Consider the following 19,167-nt stretch of genomic DNA (forward strand, 5'->3'; position numbering starts at 1 on the left):
CTTGCATCATTGCCTAATCCTATTTTCTTTATTGATTTTTAAGCATGCAGGGAGTGAAAATATAATCATTAAATTCAGTTAGCAGGTCTGATGTATGCCAGAAAGATTGCCCTCCATATCTCAACAGTCCGAAATGGCGGCTATGATTTGCCAGCTCGCCCCACATGAAGGTCACACCCGTACGTTGCTGGATGGCGTGCGTCTGATGCGTGCTGACGGTGCGCTGGGGCGTACCCCCGTGTTGTACGAACCAGGCATTGTTATTGTCTGTCAGGGGCACAAAAGAGGTTACCTGGCTGACAGGGTTTACCACTACGACCCTTTGCACTACCTGGTGCTGTCAGTACCTCTGCCATTTTCAAGCGAGACAGATGCCAGCCCGGCAGAACCTTTTCTTGCTGTGTCCATTCGGCTGGATATGACAGCTGTGGCAGACCTGGTTATGGCTGTCGATCACCATGCCACTGCATCAGGTTCACCCGTTGGCATTGTCTCCACACCACTTGACGACACGCTGGCAGATACGACAGTTCGTCTTCTGAAGGTATTATTTTCACCACTTGAAGCGCGGGTTCTGGGGCCGGGGATTGTGCGGGAGCTGATTTTTCGTGTGCTGCTGGGTGAACAGGGCGGAGCCATTCGTGCTGCGCTGGCCTGCCATGGCAACTTTGGACGTATTGCACGTACGTTACGGCGTATCCACCTCGATTACGCCCGTCCACTGGATGTGGCTTCACTTGCGCACGAAGCTGGCCTGAGCGTTCCGGCTTTTCATGCGCATTTCAAAGCCGTGGCGGCGACTTCTCCCATTCAGTACATCAAGTCAGTACGTCTTCATCAGGCGCGACTGATGATGATACGGGACAACGTTACTGCAGCAGGGGCAGCAGCTCGGGTCGGCTACGAAAGTGCGTCGCAGTTCAATCGGGAGTTCAAAAGACTGTTTGGTCGCAGTCCCGGAGAGGAGACACGTAAAATGCGCACGGCATTCGCACTGATGGAACCTGCGCAACTCGAAGCAGCGACATCGACACACTAATCTGCAACTGTCGATATTCATGCGCAAATGTTCACTGTAAACCGGACTGAGACGCCAGGACGCTAACAGTTCATGCTGATATGAAGGTTATCTGAATAACCTGTGGGATTTTCTTTCGTAACAAAAATGTCAGCTACACCTGCCGGCACATCAACACCGGCAGCCAGAACCAGTATGTACCCGTACCTCTGTGAACTGCGTGGAAGACGAACGTAAAAACATCGCAAAACCTGGTGCGAAAGCGTAAAGCAGTAGTGCCATTTATACGCGCAGATTGCCGGGCTAACCGTCCTGTTTTCATCACCAGGTTTTCAGGCTCCGTTCGATTTACAAACCCAGCTTGTCTTTCATTTCTTTTTCTTCAATTGCTTTGGCGATAGCGTTTCTCATTACTTTCAGAATGATCCCGCTGAACATAGCCGTTAAACCGATGGTAAAGAATGCCGTAACCGCAAGGTCAATTAACCAGAATCCGGAATGAACAAGAACGGGCCTGTAAATTGCAACACCGGCAAAAACCACCCAGTGACTGAAACAATAAAAACAACTGAACAGGTAGCCTATCATGGCATTTTTTTTGACCATCCATTCACGCAACGGGCGAAACATTTCCTGCTGCGTGACGGTGATTGAAATGCAACTGGACATCAGTGCAATGACGAGGCAGACCCATAACTGTTCTAACACATTATCGAATGACATAAAAAATACTCTCTGTATGGATTTCATGTAATAGTATAAGATACATGAAATCGCGCCACTTATGCAACAACGAAAGTTTCATAAGCAACTTCGCAGAAAACAGGATAAAAAATGAGAAAAGACCACCGGCTGTCCCGTGCATTACACGTGCTGATACATATGGATAAAATCCGCGATCCCGTTACCTCCGAAGATATAGCCTCGATGATCAATACGAATCCGGTTGTGGTCAGACGCCTTTTCCAGGGGCTCAAACAGGCGGGTATCATTCATTCTGAAAAAGGGCATGGAGGTGGCTGGACACTCCAGAAACCTCTCGGAGACATCACTCTCCTTCAGGTTTTCCACGCTATTGGCAGCACTGAACTTTTTTCAATAGGCTGGGCGACTGAACATGACAAATGCCAGATAGAGGATGCAGTTAACAATGAAATAAGTGATACGCTTGAAGAGGCGAGACGTCTGATTACGAACCGCTTTGCTGAACTTACCCTTGATAAGCTTGTGCCGGAAGTCCTTAAACATAAATAAATTCAACAGCCGGGCATCATATAATGTCCGGCTGTTGAAAGGTCACCATAAATTTTAGTCTGAAGCCTGTTCTGTTATCGGCTGTTCCTCAGGCGCGTCCGGTAAAGTGGCCGAGTGCAGTGGTTTCCCTGATATTTGTCGGGCTAACAGGTAGAACACGGGGGTCATAAACAAGCCAAAAAGGGTGACGCCGAGCATGCCAAAGAATACTGATATCCCAATTGCCTGACGCATCTCAGCGCCTGCTCCATGCGATACCATCAGGGGGATTACACCCATGATGAAAGCCAGTGAGGTCATCAGAATTGGACGCAGCCTGAGACGGCATGCCTCTTTCACCGCGTTAAAGGCAGACTTACCTGAAAGCTCAAGTTCACGGGCAAATTCAACGATAAGAATGGCATTTTTAGATGCGAGCCCGACCAGGACGATAAATCCAATTTGCGTAAAGATATTATTGTCCCCATGAGTCAGCCACACCCCGGTAAGTGCAGAAAGGATACTCATTGGGACAATCATAATGACAGCCAAAGGGAGCGTAAGGCTTTCATACTGGGCAGCCAGTACCAAGAATACCAATAATACACAGAGTGGAAAAATCCAGACGGCACTGTTGCCTGCAAGAATTTGCTGGTAGGTCAGGTCTGTCCACTCATACTCTACGCCGGGTGGAAGTGTTTTCATCGCTATACGTTCAATCTCTTCCATCGCCTGACTTGAAGAATAGCCTGGAGCAGGAGCGCCACTAAGATCGACCGCTGTAAAACCGTTATAACGGGTAACCAGCTCAGGACCGTGTGTCGGCTCAATACGGGCTATGGCAGACAGCGGTACCATATTGCCATCGGCATTTCGGGTCTGTAGTTTCAGTATATCCTCCGGGGTCGCCCTGAACTCTGCGTCGGCCTGCATTCTTACCTGATATACACGACCTATTATATTGAAATCATTTATATAATATGAGCCAAGATAGGATTGTAATGTCTCGGTGATATCACTGATGTTCACCCCAAGTTGTTTGGCGCGATTACGGTCAATATCGACATTAATTTGTGGAGAATTATTCTGGTATGTTGAAAAAAGTGGCGTCAGCACAGGTGATTTAGCTGCTTCTGCCTGAAAGCGTCGAAGTACTTCGGCCATTCCGTCGTAACCGATATTTCCTCTGTCTTCAAGCTGCAATTTGAATCCCCCCAGGGAACCCAGACCCATAACGGGTGGTGCCGGGAAAACGGCCGCAAAATCTGCGCCAGGAAGTGACTGATATCTGGCATTCAGAGAGGCGGCAACATCATCTGCGCTGATGCCAGGCCGTTGCTCAAAAGGCTTGAGGAGGACAAATGTCAGACCGGAACCAGGGCTTGTGGTGGTGCCGTTTACAGACAATCCAGCATAAGAAGATGTGGAAGATACTCCTGGCTCACTTCGTGCTATTTCATTCATTTTTTCCAGTACCCGGTCTGTTCTGGACAATGATGCGCCAGCAGGAAGCTGCACAAAACTGATAAGGTATTCTTTATCCTGAGCAGGGATAAACCCCCCAGGTACAGACCTGCCCAGTAACAGCGTAATTGCCAGCAGAATGCCATAAATCACCATAATCAGAATCTTGCGCTGGCCAAGCGCGCCAACACCTTTTTCATATCGCCTGGCACTACTGTTGAACAGGCGGTTGAAAACAGTAAAGAACCGTCCACAACTACGATGCATAATGCGCGTAAGCCAGTCGCTGTCTGAATCACGTGACTTCAGCAGCATGGCAGAGAGAGCCGGTGAGAGCGTAAGGGAGTTAATAGCGGAGATAATCGTTGAAACTGCTATTGTCACTGCAAACTGCTGATAAAACCTCCCGGTCAGGCCACTCATAAAAGCCAGCGGAACAAATACGGCACTCAGCGTCAGCGCGATCGCAATAATGGGACTACTGACTTCCTGCATAGCCTTGCAGGCGGCATGATATGGCGTCATGCCTCTTTCTATGTTTCTTTCTACATTTTCAACAACAACAATGGCATCATCAACGACAATGCCAATAGCCAGGACGAGGCCAAAAAGGCTCAGGGCATTGATTGAAAACCCAAAAAGGTACAGAAATGCCATTGTGCCGGTTATCGAAACGGGAACAGCCAGCAGAGGAATGACTGAGGCGCGCCAGGTCTGGAGGAAAAGAAAAACAACCAGTACCACGAGGAGTATGGCCTCAAAAAGAGTATGAAGCACAGCTTCTATACCCGCCCTGACTGATTTGGTTGGATTGTAAACTATCTGGTAATCCAGTCCTTCGGGGAACTGTTTTTTCAGCTCTTCCATTGTGCGACTTACCCGTGAGGCAATTTCCAGAGCATTTGCGCCCGGAGACTCCTGTATGGCCAGCGCTACCGCAGGCTTTTTATCCAGGTAAGTACGCATGGCATAATTTTCAGCGGCCAGTTCAATACGGGTGACATCCTTCAATAATGTCGTTCTGGTATCCTGTCGGGCATGAAGCACAATGTTGCCAAATTCTTCAGCCGTTTTAAGCCGACCGCTGGCATTAACTGACAACTGTAACGGTGTTTCTTCCGCCATAGGGGCTGCGCCAACGCTTCCCACTGGTGACTGGGCGTTTTGTTCACGGATAGCAGAGGCGACATCTGATGTCGTCAGTCCGCGAGCAGCCATAGCATCAGGATTAAGCCAGATTCGCATCGCGTAACCACCGGGGCCCCATACTGATACTTGGCCAACTCCCTCAATACGCGAGAGCTGGTCTTTGATGTTACGTATGGCGTAATTACTGATGTAATTATCGTTATATCTGCCATCAGGCGATATCATATGAACGGCAAGTGTGATATTCGGCGAGCTTTTATTCGTTGTGACACCCAGTCGCTGGACATCTTCAGGTAACCGGGGCAGAGCCTGCGACACCCGGTTCTGCACCCATTGCTGAGCCTGATCGGGATCTGTGCCCAGTTTGAAGGTCACTGTCAGATAGAGATTGCCATCCTCATTTGAAAGTGACTGCATATACAGCATATTCTCTACGCCGTTCACAGTTTCCTCTATTGGAGCTGCAACCGTCTGTGCAATCGTAGTGGCATTGGCTCCAGGATACTGGGCATGAACGATAACGGATGGGGGGACAACCGGTGGGTATTCCGATACCGGTAGACGAAATATGGCGATAATCCCTGCCAGAATGAACAACGCAGACAGTACTCCAGCAAAAACCGGCCTGTCGATAAAGAATTTTGATACTTTCATGATGACTTATTTCCTTCCCGGGATTTTGAAGAAGGGGATTCGTCTTTGCTGACAACGACTGTTTCACCGGGACTGACCAACTGCGCCCCATCGGAAATAACTCTGTCACCCTTATTGAGGCCTTTTTTCACAACAATCAGTTCCCCCTGTCTGTTTCCCAGTTCGAGGGGGCGATATTCAACTTTGTCATTGTTTCCGACTACCAGAACATAGCGTCTGTCCTGGTCGGTGCGGATCAGTGTCTGGTCAATCATTACTGCTGTATAAGATTTGCTTGCCTGGAGTCTGACCCGAGCCTGTAAACCGGGAAGCAACCTTGATGTTGGATTATCAAGAAGTGCGCGCATCCTGATAGTGCCGGTTTCAGTACTGAGATGATTATCCACAGAATGAAGAATGGCTTTATGTGGATAATCTTTTTCATCGGCCAGTCCTACCAGCACTTCAGGTTTGTCTTTATTTGAAAGCTTGTCGATATAATTAAGATAGGTTCGTTCATCCGCATTAAAAGCGACATACAAGGGATCAAGAGCAACAATGGATGCAAGAACCGGACTGTCAATACCGGCTGCGACCAGATTACCGACTGTCAGTTCTGCTCTGGAAATACGGCCAGTTACCGGTGCGGTGATCCGGGTATAGCTTTCGCTGAGCCTGGCGCTCTCGACCTCAGCTTCGGCAATCTCCCTGGCTGCTTTCGATTCCCGGGCGGCATTGTTCAGAACGTCATAATCGCGCTGTGAGATAGCATGGGTCCCGATAAGTTTTTTACCCCGGGACAGATCCAGCAATGCCAAGTCCTGCTTCGCTTTTGCCTGCGCGTATGCTGCACGAGCCCGGGCCAGTTCAGTCTTATAAGGGGCTGGATCGATAATAAATAAAATATCGCCTTTCCTGACCAACTGACCATCCCTGAACTTAACATCCACAATCGAGCCTGTAACTTTTGAACGTACAGTGACCTCATCGGTGGCTTCCAGTTTTCCCGAGAATTCGACCCAGTCGTTTACCGTATGAACAACTGCGGACGTAGTTCGCACCGTTTTAAAGTTTGATGTCTCAAGTGCATACGCGCCGGGTATGACGCTCTGTTTTGAAAGGAACAGCCCGATGACAGCCAGTGTACCGGTTAAGCACAACATGCGAAGTTTGAACGATACAGTCATAAATCATTCCAAAAATCATGTGGTTATAAAGGTAAAGTTAAGTTGTTTGTTGGCCCCTACATGTCACAGCGTTTACCTGCGTTACTTTGTGATGTGTGCGCACCATAAGACGTTGCAAACTCGCATCGGAAAGATAAACTCATGTAACTTTACAAGGGACATGAGTTAGCTTATCACATGAAACCATGAAAGTTACATGATATTTTGCGTGTGATGTTTTCAATTCCGTTAAAGTGAATGCAATCTTTCACGAGAAAGTTGTTTTTATTTGCTATTTAATCAGTCTTGATAACATTCCGGTTTTACCGGGAGAATGAGTGGGGCTGGGAAGCAAACACAGTAATGTTCACGTCAAGTTAATAGCCGAGTACCTTCTCGCCCTAAACCAGCAGCGTGTTCGATACGTCAGGAGCCTGATCTGCATTTCTTAGAGTTTTCCTTTGTCGGCCGTTTTAAGACTATGGAATGTTCTGTAGAGAACATCCGCAATAGCCTTTTTCAAAGGCAAATACCTTACAGGAGTCATTACTCCTTCGCAGTCATGGGATTTAAACTAAAAAAACCATATCAATTGACGCCGATATGGGGTTGATTTGTTACGCCAGATAATTCATGAACTATCTGGCGTAATGCTTTATTTTCTGATAAGGAAATATGGTGGAACGTAGGCTTCACGGCATATATCCAGATAATCGGACCACCACTGCATCATCGCCTTGCGGGCTTCCAGATGTTCTGCCTTGTGAATATAAGCCATGCGCACGGTATTGCGCTCCTGATGACTCATCTGGCGTTCTACTGCGTCCTTTGACCATAAACCCGATTCCATCAGCGCACTGCATGCCATCGCCCGAAAGCCGTGGCCACAGATATCCTTTTTTGTGTCGTAGCCCATCACCCGCAATGCCTTGTTGACCGTGTTTTCACACATTGGCTTATACGGGTTATGGTCGCCGGGGAAGACCAGTTCATTATTACCGGTGATATCTTTAATCTGTTTCAGAATGGCGATGACATGTTCTGAGAGGGGGACGATATGCGGCATTCGCATTTTGGCCCCGCGCTCGGAATAACGCACGCCAATAATGGGTTCTCGCGTCGCGGGTATCGTCCAGACCCGGTTTGTGAAATCAATCTCTGACCAGCGGGCGAAACGCAGTTCACTGGAGCGAATGAACACATGCAGCATCAGCAGGACGGCAAGCCGGGTAAGTTCGCGGCCCTGATGATATGCCTCAATACGTTCAAGCAGTTCAGGCAGCCGCTCCAGTGGCAGGGCAGGATAGTGCCGTCTGACAGGAGGTGTGGTCACGCCGCCAAGGTTTGCTGCCGGGTTAGTATCGATTAACCCCTGATGGACCGCATGGCGCATTATGTTACTCAAGTGCTGCCGCGTGCGGGACGCAACTTCCAGCAGACCTTTTTCCTCGATCCCTTTCAGCAGGTCAATGAAATGACGGGGTTTAAGTTCTGATACAGGCAGGTTCCCGATAACCGGAAAGATGTGATTGTTCAGGCTGGCAAGCAGACGGTCAGCGGTGTTCTGCGACCATTTCCGGTTAGTTTTATGCCACGCCCGCGCCACGTTTTTAAAAGCTTTATCCGGTGTTCGTGAGCCACGTTCAGCAGCCCGCTGCTGTACCGGGTTGATGTTCAGCGCCAGCATTTTACGGACACCTTCACGCTGCTGTCGCGCATCAGACAGGGAGACGGCAGGATAGGCACCCAGCGCAATGCGGGATTCTTTACCGTTAATACGGTACTTGAGATACCAGTGACGTGAGCCACCCGGCTTGACCAGCAGATACAGACCGTGGGAATCGGAGACTTTAAAGGGTTTATCAGAAGGCTTGAGAGTGCGGATTTTCGCGTCGGTAAGGGACATATGGGGGTCACTCCATTATCGAACTAACCTGACCCCAGATTTGACCACCAATTTTTCCCGATGCGGAGGGTAAAATCAAAATGCACCGGGAAGAGTTTTCACGCTAACCTGTTGAACCAACATCATATAATGATTCGCAAGGATGCATGAAAACAGGAAATTGGCTCCTCTGACTGGACTCGAACCAGTGACATACGGATTAACAGTCCGCCGTTCTACCGACTGAACTACAGAGGAATCGTGTGAACGAGGCGCATACTACTGGCCCCGCATTTTTGTGTCAACACTAAAATTAACACGCTGATTCAAATGGCTAAATTTAGTTCAACACGTTGTTTTAGTGTACAATGCGCCGTTCGTCTTCATCCTGCAGGCCATTCTCACGAATACGCATTAGCGGGTCCTGTCGGTAAAACTGGCAGAAACGCTGCCACAGGGCCGGGAAACGAGGCGCAAATAATTCGGGAGCGCTGAAAAAATATTCTGATAACACGGCAAAACATTCCGCAGGATCGGTCGCCGCATAGGCATCAATGCTCGCTGCACTCTCTCCCACCAGGTCTATCTCATCCTGAATGTTGTTCATCGCCGCGTGGAGATCGTGCTCCCACCCAGCAACCTCGCGCAGCGGGATGAGAGGCACGCCGCTGGCCCGATCGCCGTTTCTCGCATCAAGCTTATGCGCCACTTCATGCACCACGAGGTTAAAGCCTGAGGCATCAAACGAGTCCTGAATATCCAGCCAGTTCAGCACCACTGGACCCTGCTGCCAGCTCTGTCCCGATTGTACTACCCGTTGATTATGAACCAGTCCAATATCATCTTCCCATTCGTCATCGACCACAAACGGGGCAGGGTAGATCAGGACCTCATGGAAACCGTCCAGCCACTCAATGCCAAGTTCAAGAACGGGCAGGCAAAAGAGCATAGCAATGCGCGCCTGATGCAGCGGAGTCAGCTCCAGCCCCTGCAGGGCCACCAGCCGCTTTTGCTGTAAAAAACGGGCAGCCATCTGCGTAAGCTTCTGCTGCTCAGAGGGCGAAAGATGGGCTAAAACCGGAATGGCAAGCGCTTGCTCCCAGGGCATCTCTGCGTTGCCGGACTCATCATCTGCTTTCCAGGGCCATTTAAACATCATATTGCTCGCAAAGTCGTCACTTGAACACGATTACCGAAACAGGTGCTATTAAAATGCCAAAGATCCTGGCATTATAGCAACCATCACAGCGGAGAGATGCCGGAGCGGCTGAACGGACCGGTCTCGAAAACCGGAGTAGGGGCAACTCTACCGGGGGTTCAAATCCCCCTCTCTCCGCCACTTTTTCCTCGTAAGACCATTCCCCTTCGATGACTCCGTTAGCTTCAGGTATAACGCCTGGGCTGGGGTATCGCCATCATCATCGTCCTGGTTTCAGCGTAAAACGCCTGCGCGCCTTATCCTTTTGTGTCCTTACCGCTGAATGTTGCCCGAACGAGCTTAAACGCATCATAAAGAGGGAAGGTGCGCCTGGAAAGCGGCAATGTTGAAAAGAGTGATCTCAACGGAGCGGGAGTAAGAAAAAGCCCGCTGAGCGCGGGCTTAGAGGGGGATTAGAACTGATAGACCAGACCGAGGGCGACGATGTCATCGGTCGCGATACCGCTGTTTTTATAGAAGCGGTCGTCTTCATCCAGCAGGTTGATTTTGTAATCCACATAGGTGGACATATTTTTGTTGAAGTAGTAGGTCATGCCCACGTCAACATACTTGACCAGATCCTTGTCGCCGTAGCGGGAATAGGTGTAGAGATCTTTACCCTTCGACTGCAGATAGGCGACAGACGGACGCAGCGGTAAATTAAAGTCGTCAAACTGATACTGCGCGACCACTTCGAAGTTCTGCGTTTTGTTGGCAATCCCACCAAAACTATCGTTGCCGTAGAAGGTCATGTTGCGGGTTTCTGCATACATGGCGGCCAGATAGATGTTGTTGGCGTCATATTTCGCCCCGACGGTCCAGGCATCGGCTTTATCGCCATTGGCGTAGCGCTGGCTGCTACGAGCTTCTGCCAGCTGGTTATGGGTACGGTCAGAAGACGAATAGGCTGCCCCGAAGCTGATGCCCATATCGAGATCGTAGTAGCTGGAGATACCGAAACCGTCGCCATTTTCCCGCGCCAGTTTACGATCACCGCCGTTATTAGTGCCTTCGCCAGAACCGGCGTTTTCATTATTACCCTGATACTGCAGGGCGAAGTGCAGGCCATCGACGAGGCCGAAGAAGTCGCTGTTACGATAGGTGGCCACGCCGTTGGTACGGCCGGTCATGTAGACGTCGGTCTGGGTGTAGGTATCGCCGCCGAATTCCGGCAACATATCGGTCCAGGATTCGATGTCGTAAACTACGCCGTAGTTACGACCGTAATCCAGTGAGCCCCAGTCGGCAAACTTCAGACCGGCAAAGCCGAGACGGGTCCAGGAATTCGCGCCTTCTTTTTCGGTGGTGTTTGCCTGAATGTTGTATTCCCACTGACCGTAGCCGGTTAATTCTGAGGCAATTTGTGTTTCGCCTTTCAGACCAAAGCGAACATAAGTCTGATCGCCGTCCTCTGAAGTGTCGTCAGAGAAGTAATGCAGGCCGTCGACTTTACCGTAGAGGTCCAGTTTGTTGCCGTTGTTGTTATAGATTTCCGCGGCGTTAACGGCATTGGCCATTAAGAGTGCCGGTACCATGAGTGCCAGTACTTTTCTTTTCATTATATATTCCCTTTTAATAATAATTGCTATGAATTATGACAAACCCTCCGGAATGACGATCCGATACTAACGACTAAGTTCACCTTTATTTAAAATAAAATATGTAAATAAATAATGTAAAATATTTCTAATTATTTCCATGTGGTTCTTTATATTAAATTTGGATGTTTGTGCAAGATTTATTATCTTATTATATAGCAATGCTTTATTGGAACATTGGTTAGATGTTGTTAATGTTATGAAATGGATTGTATAAATTATAGTCAAAGGCATTATTCATTATGGAAATTTATTTTTCGTGAATGGAAATAACCAGGAAATTATTAACTCAGCTTGCGTTATTTAAAGAATGAATGGCTTTAAGCTTACGGGGAAATAATCAAGACACCTCTTCAGTCTGTGTGCATTGGCAGCAGAAGTCGCGAGCTGGCGCAGAAGAAAGAGATGAAACTGCTGCCTGTGACGCAGGTTGGCGGTATAATGTGATGTTAGTCACGTTTTTGGTGGCGGTAGTGTGTTGTGTCACGGAGAGGAAAGAGATGGAAGAGCAGGCAAAACGCAGCCCCGGAGGGAAGCTCGCGTTATGGGCGTTGTATGCTTTTTGCGGATACTGTATCTGGGTCATTGTGCGTTACTGGTGGGTGGTCGGAAAAATTCAGAGCGTTCCCGGCGCCAGCGTGGACGGCGATTTTGGAACCACGGCAGGGAAATGGCTGGGTGCGCTGTTGGGGATGCTGGTTCTCGGGGGCATTGGGGCGATACTCGGCGCGGTCGTCTGGTATACCCGACCGTCCCGCGGTGGCCAGGATAATCAGCGGTAAAGTTGCTATGCTCGAGGCTGACCTTTATAGAGAGGAAAGCCTATGGACCTGATTGACTGGCAGCAACGGTTTGAGCACTGGATACTCACGCATCACACGCAGGATGATGCCGCGCACGATCTGTCCCATTTTCGTCGCGTCTGGGCCACGGCCACTCAACTGGCCGCAGGGGAGGATGTTGACCAACTGGTGCTGCTGACGGCTTGCTATTTTCATGACATCGTCAGTCTGCCAAAAAATCATCCCGAGCGAAGCCGCTCCTCCATGATGGCCGCCGAGAAGACGCTCGCTATCCTGCAGTCGTCGTTTGCCGATTTTCCTGCAGAGCGTTATTCGGCGGTCAGTCATGCCATTGAAGCGCACAGCTTTAGCGCGTCTATTTCCCCCCGGACGCTGGAAGCGAAGATTGTGCAGGATGCCGACCGTCTTGAGTCGTTGGGGGCGATTGGTCTGGCGCGGGTCTTCGCCGTCTCCGGCGCGCTGAACACCATCTTGTTTGATGCCGCTGATCCCTTTGCCGACCAGCGGGCGCTGGATGACAGAAAATATGCCCTCGACCATTTCCAGTGCAAACTCCTGCGCCTGCCGGAAAGCATGCAAACAGTCAGAGGCAGAGCGATGGCCGAGCATAATGCGCTTTCTCGTCGAATTTATGGCCAAGCTTAGCGCGGAGCTGCAGGGCGAGCCGCTGGCGCTGGATGAAGCGGTTTTACGCCGCTTTGCACCGCAGGCGTCAACCGACCCGTGATTTATGGTACTCTCTGCAAAAATCGTCCGCGCTGGTTGAGGATATGCCACAAAAGTTAATCAAGGAAAACAAGTCGTTGTCGTTGACGGAGCAGGCCAGTGAAGAGGCTCAGGCGCTGCTGCGTCAGTTAATGACGATCTACGATGTGAAAACGCTGGTCGCCGAGCTGATAAGCGTCGGGGAGCAGCACTGGAGTGCGGCGATCCTCAAGCGAGTGGTGACGCTTAACCGCGTGGCGGAACGTTTACGTCCGCAGGAGATCGCCCATCTGGCGACGCTGCTGCCCTCGCCGCCGGTCCATCATCCGCACTATGCGTTCCGTTTTGTCGATCTTTTTGCCGGCATTGGCGGGATCCGCAGCGGTTTTGAAGCTATCGGTGGGCAATGTGTCTTTACCAGCGAGTGGAACAAGCATGCCGTGCGTACCTATAAGGCCAACTGGTACTGCGACCCGCAGCAGCATCGCTTTAATGAAGATATTCGCGATATCACTCTCAGCCATCGTCCTGAGGTCAGCGACGAAGAGGCGGCACAGCATATCCGCGAGACCCTCCCTCAGCATGACGTGCTGCTGGCAGGCTTTCCCTGTCAGCCTTTCTCCCTCGCCGGGGTGTCCAAAAAAAATGCCATGGGCCGCGCCCACGGTTTTGCCTGCGAAACTCAGGGAACACTGTTTTTTGATGTGGTGAGAATTATCGCTGCCCGTCAGCCAGCCATTTTTGTGCTGGAGAACGTTAAAAATCTGAAAAGTCACGATCAGGGACGTACCTTCCGCATCATCATGCAGACGCTGGATGAGCTGGGTTATGAGGTGGCCGATGCCGGGCATACCGGAGCGGATGACCCGAAGGTGATCGATGGGCGTCATTTTTTACCGCAGCACCGCGAGCGCATTGTGCTGGTGGGTTTTCGTCGCGATCTGCAGCTGCATGAAGGATTTACCCTGCGCGACATCGCTGCGCTCTATCCGTCGGTGAGGCCAACGTTTGGCGAGCTGCTGGAGCCGACGGTCGATGCGAAATTTATCCTCACCACGGTATTGTGGAAATATCTCTATCGTTATGCCCGCAAGCACCAGGCGCGGGGCAATGGCTTTGGTTATGGCCTGGTTGATCCCAGCAATCCCCATAGTGTGGCCCGGACGCTGTCTGCCCGCTACTATAAAGATGGTGCCGAAATTCTTGTCGATCGCGGCTGGGACCGGGCGCTGGGTGAGACGCATTTCGACGATCCGCAAAATCAACTGCGGCGGCCTCGCCGGTTGACACCGCGCGAGTGTGCCCGGCTGATGGGCTTTGAATCGCCGCAGGGGATGCGTTTTCGCATTCCGGTATCGGATACCCAGGCCTATCGTCAGTTCGGCAACTCGGTGGTGGTTCCGGTCTTTGCCGCGGTGGCGAGACTCCTGGCGCCGCGCATCGCTCAGGCAGTGGCGCGTCGTGAAGCGGATGATAACGATGGCGGATGTTCACGATAAAGCCACCCGCAGTAAAAATATGCGGGCTATCGCCACGCGCGATACGGCAATCGAAAAGCGGATAGCGGGCCTTCTCACCCAGGCGGGTTTCACGTTTGTTGCCCAGGCGCGTGCGCTGCCGGGGCGCCCCGATTTCGCGTTACCCGACTACCGTTGCGTTATCTTTACTCACGGCTGTTTCTGGCATCACCATGACTGTTATCTGTTTAAAGTACCGGCCACCCGGACGACGTTCTGGCTGGATAAAATCGCCGGCAACGTGGCGCGCGACGCCCGCGACCGGCAACAGCTGGCAGAGCAGGGCTGGCGGGTGCTGATCATCTGGGAATGCGCCCTGCGCGGCCGTCTGAAGCTGGACGATAAGGCGCTCACTGAGCGTCTGGAAGAATGGATCTGCGGCGCCGGGCACGACGCGCAGATCGACACGCAGGGGATCCGCGAGCTGGCGCTTACTTCGCCACCTTACAAGGGGTAGCCTCGCTGTGGGCGGGGAAGAGATATTTCCCCAGCGTCACCAGCACCACGGCGAAAATAATCACCGCCAGCGCCAGCCACTCGATGAGTGACAGACTCTCGCCACCGAAGCCGGTGCCGAGGAGAACCGCGACCACCGGATTAACATAGGCGTAGCTGGTGGCTACCGCCGGGGTGACATTGCGGATTAAAAACATGTAGGCGTTGATGGCGATAAGCGAGCCAAAGATAGCCAGATAGGCCAGAGCGGCAATCCCTGACCAGGAGGGCGCCTGGGTTAAGGTTTCGCCACTCAGCCATGAGGCGGCCAGCAGGACGATCCCGGCGGCGAGCATCTCAATAGCGCCCGCCATCATGCCGGTCGGCAGCACGATCCGCGACCCGTAAACCGAACCAAACGCCCAGCTTAATGAGCCGATCAGGATCAGCAGCGCCCCCCAGGGATTGCCGTTTAAATTGCCACCACTGTTTAGCATCACGATACCCGCCAGGCCAATCGCAATGCCCAGCCACTCCAGTTTTCGCGTGGCGATGCCGAAAAAGCGGCTGAAGCACAGGGTGAACAGCGGAACGGTAGCAACCATCACCGCCGCAATGCCGGAGGGTACATGTTGATGTTCAGCCAGGGTGACGAAGCCGTTGCCGACGGCAAGCAGCAAAATTCCGATAAGTGCAGCGTTAAGCAGCGGCCGCCATGCCGGCAGTTTATGACCGGTGGCCAGTAGCCAGCCCAGCAGCAGCACGCCGGCCGAGAGAAAGCGAATGCCGGCCATCATCAGCGGCGGCCAGCTGGCGACGCCGACGGCGATGGCAAAATAGGTTGAACCCCAAATGATATACAGCGCAAACAGCGCCCCGATAAGCGGTAACAGCTGACGGGTAGACATACTTCCTCACGACGGTGCAGAGATAGAAAGGGGACATATAGTAAACGTGAAAACGATCGTGCTGGCGAGCGCTTAATTTGCCCGAATTTGTTAAATTTATATTGACTAATTGTACCTTGGGCACCGGCCGTTTTTTAACGCATACTCGAGGGAGACATTGATGAAAAGAGAAGGAAAATCATTTTGGCAGGAAGTAGTCTTTTAACGTTACTCGATGATATCGCCACGTTGCTGGATGATATTTCTGTGATGGGCAAGGTCGCAGCGAAAAAAACGGCAGGGGTGCTGGGCGACGATTTGTCTCTCAATGCCCAACAGGTTACCGGGGTGCGCGCGAATCGCGAACTGCCCGTAGTCTGGGGGGTGGCAAAAGGGTCGTTCGTTAATAAAGTGATCCTGGTACCACTGGCTTTGTTGATCAGCGCCTTCATCCCCTGGGCGATTACGCCATTATTAATGCTGGGCGGGGCGTTTCTCTGTTTCGAAGGGGTGGAGAAGGTGCTTCACAGCCTGGAGGCGCGCAAACACAAAGAGGATCCCGAACGGCGGCAGCAGCGCCTTGAAGCGCTGGCGGAGCGCGATCCGCTGGCCTTTGAGCGTGACAAAGTCAAAGGGGCGATTCGCACCGATTTTATTTTGTCTGCGGAAATTGTCGCCATTACCCTCGGCATTGTAGCGGAAGCACCGCTGCTCAATCAGATCCTGATCCTCTCCGGTATCGCCATCCTGGTGACCATCGGGGTGTACGGCCTGGTGGGCGTGATCGTCAAGCTGGATGATATGGGATACTGGCTGGTGGAGAAGCGCGGCGCGCTGGCGCAATGGTTGGGCAAAGGATTATTAGCCGTGGCTCCCCGACTGATGAAAGTGCTCTCTATCGTCGGCACGCTCGCCATGTTCCTTGTTGGTGGTGGGATTGTGGTTCACGGCATCGCGCCGCTGCATCATGCCATTGAGCACTGGAGCGCGGGTATGGGTGGGGTGCTGGCCTCCTCGCTGCCGGTCATCGCCAATCTGGTGCTGGGTTTTATCATTGGTGCGGTGGTTCTGGCGGGAGTGAAGGCAGTTAGCCGTCTGCGTCAGTCCCTGAAATAACGCGTCGTGTTGTCTACTCCTGAAAACGCTGCGCCGGAGATGCCTGGCGTTTTAGTGCGCCCGCAGGCCAAAGCGCCTGGGACGCGGATAGGGTCTGGTTTGCGGAACGTACTGCGAGAAAATGATGGATAAGTCACTGCGGTTGACGTTGAAAAAGCTTCATCATCTGACTCGTCCTTCACATGTGGTCAATGTGTGCTTTATCGTGGTGCTGCTTTTATCCACGCTGCTGATCTGGCGTGAAATCAACGTCCTGGAAGAGGCCTACGTGGCTAACCAGCGTAACAACCTGGCGAACGTCGCGCATGAAATGGATGGACTGCTGCAGTTCAACATCGACAGGATGATGTTTTTTCGTCACGGGATGCAGGCTGCTCTCGAACAGCCGCTCGATATCGACGTATTGCGTAAGGCCAGCCAGCGCTATCTGAGTCAGCGCCGTCTGGAGGCCTGGCGGGTGGCGCTGCCAAATCGCCGAACGCTGCCGGTGTTTGGCGTTTCGGGCAGTGTCGTCAGCAACAATCCTATGCTGTTAGCGGACGATCCGCTGGCGGCGGATGAACTGATGGCCACGCTTGAGCTGGGCTATCTGTTGAATCTGACGCAGCATGACCGCGATTTCGCTGAACGGATGCAGTATATCTCCCGCAGCGGCTTTTTCACCTCCACCCTGCCGCTCAGGGATGAGGCGCAGCTGAGGGCGCATTATTCGCAAGCCGTCAATGCCCTCTGGTTTACCCGCCAGACCCAGCGGAATAATCCCGGGCGAGGCGTCATCTGGCAAACCTTTCCTGATGATGACCCGCAGCTGGAAGAGCAGGTGGTCACCGCTTCGATACCGCTGGATTTTGCCGGTTACTGGCGCGGCGTGCTGGCGATGGATTTTTCAGTCAATGAGATAAAAGCGTTTTTGGTCAGCGCCATGCAGGGAGGACAAGAGGGGGAGTATCAACTCTATGATAGCCATTTGAACCTGCTGGCTTCTTCCGCACCGGGAAATGTCCTCACGTTGCTGTCACCGCGGGAACAAGAACTGCTCAGCCGCGCGTTTGCCCATGATAATCAGGGCGGGTTGCGTCTGCTGACACGCTATATCAGCTGGTCAAAATTGCGTAATTTCGACGGCGTGCTGCTGCGGGTGCATACCTTGCGGGAAGGCGTGCGAGGCAATTTTGGCACCATCACCATCGCTTTGACCCTGATGTGGATCCTCTTTACGCTGATGCTGTTGCTTTCCTGGCTGGTGATCCGCCGCATGGTCCGCAATATGAGCGTTCTGCAGACCTCCCTGGAATGGCAGGCATGGCATGATGCTTTAACTCGCCTGCTCAATCGCGGGGCGTTGTTTGAGCAAGCGATGGCGGTAGCCAGCGCCTGCCAGCGCAGTGGACGGCCGCTGGCGGTGATCCAGCTCGACCTGGATCACTTCAAGAGCATTAACGATCGCTATGGTCATCAGGCGGGCGACAGAGTGCTGTCCACGGTGGCCAGTACCTTGGCCAGCACTGTCCGTGAGGGGGATCTACTGGGCCGGGTAGGTGGAGAAGAGTTTTGTATCGTGCTGCCGAATACCACGCTGCGGGAAGCGGCGGCGATGGCGGAGCGGTTACGTCTGCGTATTCAGGGCCGGGAGGTCTTTTTACATAATAACGTGACGCTGCGGGTCAGCGCCTCGTTAGGGGTGAGCGCCAGCGAAGAGCAGGGGGAGTATCAATTTGAAGCTTTACAGTCGGTTGCCGATCGTCGACTCTACCAGGCCAAGCAAAATGGGCGCAATCAAGTCTGTTTTCGTTGAGATGTGTGAAGAAAACGTTTCGATCCTGATGGGGAAAATGAGAATTATCTTAAAGTGAGGGCAGGCAATCGCGCTATCGAATGAAACCGGTTTGCGACGAACCCTTCCAGCATCAGCCTTGCAGGCTTGTCTGTGGCAAAGCGCCTACATCCTCAATAATTTGCGTCATGAATATCGCTTGTCATGCAAAATAATTGAGGATAATGTTTCAACGCATCGGATTTCTCGGTGTAACGAATTTTCAAGTGCTTCTTGCATTAGCAAGTTTGATCCCGACTCCTGCGAGTCGGGATTTTTTTCAACCGCGTTTAGCGGTTGGCTTCACTGGCACTGAAATCGTGAATATCAAGCTCGAATGCCTCCGCCAGTTCGCGCCAGGTATGCGCGCCACGGCCGTCAATACTGGCACGCTGCGGGTCATCCAGAGTGCGATGAACCTCACTTTCGCTGATCTCATTAATCGCTGCCAGCAGGGCATCCACATTGACCTCTACGTCATCCGCGACCTGGCCTGTCAATCGATTCTTCATCATTACCCCCCACTCGCTGAGCGTTGCTCACGCCA

General features: G+C 52.0%; 15 protein-coding genes, 2 tRNA genes and 1 pseudogene. 9 read left to right on the forward strand and 9 right to left on the reverse strand.

Features of this window, described 5'->3' with window-relative positions; genetic code table 11:
• Positions 1-94: 94 nt before the first annotated feature.
• Positions 95-1,039, forward strand: a complete 945-nt coding sequence (locus tag B8P98_RS10115) for an AraC family transcriptional regulator (protein WP_075324496.1) — start codon at positions 95-97, stop codon at positions 1,037-1,039.
• Between the two features lie 327 nt (positions 1,040-1,366).
• On the opposite strand, the gene B8P98_RS10120 is transcribed toward B8P98_RS10115, so the two are convergent.
• Positions 1,367-1,741, reverse strand: coding sequence for a hypothetical protein (locus tag B8P98_RS10120; protein WP_080924908.1), 375 nt, complete (start codon positions 1,739-1,741; stop codon positions 1,367-1,369).
• A gap of 111 nt (positions 1,742-1,852) precedes the next feature.
• On the opposite strand from B8P98_RS10120, the gene B8P98_RS10125 reads away from it, so the two are divergent.
• Positions 1,853-2,272, forward strand: a complete 420-nt coding sequence (locus tag B8P98_RS10125; protein ID WP_020078429.1) for an Rrf2 family transcriptional regulator — start codon at positions 1,853-1,855, stop codon at positions 2,270-2,272.
• A gap of 54 nt (positions 2,273-2,326) precedes the next feature.
• Here B8P98_RS10125 and B8P98_RS10130 read toward each other — a convergent pair whose 3' ends face one another.
• The 5 genes from B8P98_RS10130 to mtfA form a co-directional block, all read right to left on the reverse strand.
• The gene (locus B8P98_RS10130) at positions 2,327-5,518 is read right to left on the reverse strand and encodes an efflux RND transporter permease subunit (protein WP_095032963.1); all 3,192 of its coding nucleotides are present in this window, start codon (positions 5,516-5,518) and stop codon (positions 2,327-2,329) included.
• Positions 5,515-6,684: an efflux RND transporter periplasmic adaptor subunit gene (locus tag B8P98_RS10135; RefSeq protein ID WP_080896648.1), complete on the reverse strand. Its 1,170-nt coding sequence runs from the start codon at positions 6,682-6,684 to the stop codon at positions 5,515-5,517. Before B8P98_RS10135 ends, B8P98_RS10130 begins: the two co-directional genes overlap by 4 nt.
• A gap of 634 nt (positions 6,685-7,318) precedes the next feature.
• Positions 7,319-8,569, reverse strand: a complete 1,251-nt coding sequence (locus B8P98_RS10140) for a tyrosine-type recombinase/integrase (RefSeq protein WP_080924906.1) — start codon at positions 8,567-8,569, stop codon at positions 7,319-7,321.
• A 161-nt stretch (positions 8,570-8,730) separates the two neighbouring features.
• Positions 8,731-8,806 (reverse strand) — tRNA-Asn (locus B8P98_RS10145).
• Positions 8,807-8,906: 100 nt separating this feature from the next.
• On the reverse strand, positions 8,907-9,707 hold the full coding sequence (mtfA, locus tag B8P98_RS10150; RefSeq protein WP_165931779.1) for a DgsA anti-repressor MtfA: 801 nt from the start codon (positions 9,705-9,707) through the stop codon (positions 8,907-8,909).
• 90 nt (positions 9,708-9,797) lie between these two features.
• Here mtfA and B8P98_RS10155 point away from each other — a divergent pair.
• Positions 9,798-9,887, forward strand: a tRNA-Ser gene (locus tag B8P98_RS10155).
• 272 nt (positions 9,888-10,159) lie between these two features.
• On the opposite strand, the gene ompC is transcribed toward B8P98_RS10155, so the two are convergent.
• Entirely contained in the window at positions 10,160-11,305 is a 1,146-nt protein-coding gene (gene ompC / locus B8P98_RS10160) for a porin OmpC (RefSeq protein WP_025711147.1), read from the reverse strand.
• 539 nt (positions 11,306-11,844) lie between these two features.
• On the opposite strand from ompC, the gene drpB reads away from it, so the two are divergent.
• From drpB to B8P98_RS10185, 4 genes and pseudogenes are all read left to right on the forward strand, one after another.
• Complete coding sequence (drpB, locus tag B8P98_RS10170; protein ID WP_025711145.1) at positions 11,845-12,126, forward strand: cell division protein DrpB; 282 nt, start codon at positions 11,845-11,847, stop codon at positions 12,124-12,126.
• A gap of 42 nt (positions 12,127-12,168) precedes the next feature.
• Positions 12,169-12,874: pseudogene (locus B8P98_RS10175) on the forward strand (phosphohydrolase).
• A gap of 76 nt (positions 12,875-12,950) precedes the next feature.
• Positions 12,951-14,351: a DNA cytosine methyltransferase gene (locus B8P98_RS10180; protein ID WP_025711143.1), complete on the forward strand. Its 1,401-nt coding sequence runs from the start codon at positions 12,951-12,953 to the stop codon at positions 14,349-14,351.
• The gene (locus tag B8P98_RS10185; protein WP_025711142.1) at positions 14,332-14,826 is read left to right on the forward strand and encodes a very short patch repair endonuclease; all 495 of its coding nucleotides are present in this window, start codon (positions 14,332-14,334) and stop codon (positions 14,824-14,826) included. Before B8P98_RS10180 ends, B8P98_RS10185 begins: the two co-directional genes overlap by 20 nt.
• On the opposite strand, the gene yedA is transcribed toward B8P98_RS10185, so the two are convergent.
• Positions 14,801-15,712, reverse strand: coding sequence for a drug/metabolite exporter YedA (gene yedA / locus B8P98_RS10190; protein ID WP_025711141.1), 912 nt, complete (start codon positions 15,710-15,712; stop codon positions 14,801-14,803). The genes B8P98_RS10185 and yedA overlap by 26 nt on opposite strands.
• A gap of 183 nt (positions 15,713-15,895) precedes the next feature.
• Between yedA and B8P98_RS10195 the strand changes: the two genes are divergently transcribed.
• Together B8P98_RS10195 and dgcQ are read left to right on the forward strand one after the other, a co-directional pair.
• On the forward strand, positions 15,896-16,807 hold the full coding sequence (locus B8P98_RS10195; protein WP_025711140.1) for a DUF808 domain-containing protein: 912 nt from the start codon (positions 15,896-15,898) through the stop codon (positions 16,805-16,807).
• 124 nt (positions 16,808-16,931) lie between these two features.
• Positions 16,932-18,602 carry a cellulose biosynthesis regulator diguanylate cyclase DgcQ gene (dgcQ, locus tag B8P98_RS10200; RefSeq protein ID WP_095033625.1) on the forward strand — a complete coding sequence of 557 codons (1,671 nt, stop codon included), beginning with the start codon at positions 16,932-16,934 and terminating at the stop codon, positions 18,600-18,602.
• A 308-nt stretch (positions 18,603-18,910) separates the two neighbouring features.
• Here dgcQ and B8P98_RS10205 read toward each other — a convergent pair whose 3' ends face one another.
• Complete coding sequence (locus tag B8P98_RS10205; protein ID WP_167382689.1) at positions 18,911-19,132, reverse strand: DUF2525 domain-containing protein; 222 nt, start codon at positions 19,130-19,132, stop codon at positions 18,911-18,913.
• Positions 19,133-19,167 lie beyond the last annotated feature (35 nt).

Source organism: Klebsiella quasivariicola, from assembly GCF_002269255.1.
Lineage (GTDB): Bacteria > Pseudomonadota > Gammaproteobacteria > Enterobacterales > Enterobacteriaceae > Klebsiella > Klebsiella quasivariicola.

Coding starts and splice junctions, on each gene's coding strand:
- B8P98_RS10115 (WP_075324496.1), top strand. CDS start 95: ATGCCAGAAAGATTGCCCTCCATATCTCAACAGTCCGAAATGGCGGCT.
- B8P98_RS10120 (WP_080924908.1), bottom strand. CDS start 1,741: ATGTCATTCGATAATGTGTTAGAACAGTTATGGGTCTGCCTCGTCATT.
- B8P98_RS10125 (WP_020078429.1), top strand. CDS start 1,853: ATGAGAAAAGACCACCGGCTGTCCCGTGCATTACACGTGCTGATACAT.
- B8P98_RS10130 (WP_095032963.1), bottom strand. CDS start 5,518: ATGAAAGTATCAAAATTCTTTATCGACAGGCCGGTTTTTGCTGGAGTA.
- B8P98_RS10135 (WP_080896648.1), bottom strand. CDS start 6,684: ATGACTGTATCGTTCAAACTTCGCATGTTGTGCTTAACCGGTACACTG.
- B8P98_RS10140 (WP_080924906.1), bottom strand. CDS start 8,569: ATGTCCCTTACCGACGCGAAAATCCGCACTCTCAAGCCTTCTGATAAA.
- mtfA (WP_165931779.1), bottom strand. CDS start 9,707: ATGATGTTTAAATGGCCCTGGAAAGCAGATGATGAGTCCGGCAACGCA.
- ompC (WP_025711147.1), bottom strand. CDS start 11,305: ATGAAAAGAAAAGTACTGGCACTCATGGTACCGGCACTCTTAATGGCC.
- drpB (WP_025711145.1), top strand. CDS start 11,845: ATGGAAGAGCAGGCAAAACGCAGCCCCGGAGGGAAGCTCGCGTTATGG.
- B8P98_RS10185 (WP_025711142.1), top strand. CDS start 14,332: ATGGCGGATGTTCACGATAAAGCCACCCGCAGTAAAAATATGCGGGCT.
- yedA (WP_025711141.1), bottom strand. CDS start 15,712: ATGTCTACCCGTCAGCTGTTACCGCTTATCGGGGCGCTGTTTGCGCTG.
- dgcQ (WP_095033625.1), top strand. CDS start 16,932: ATGGATAAGTCACTGCGGTTGACGTTGAAAAAGCTTCATCATCTGACT.
- B8P98_RS10205 (WP_167382689.1), bottom strand. CDS start 19,132: ATGAAGAATCGATTGACAGGCCAGGTCGCGGATGACGTAGAGGTCAAT.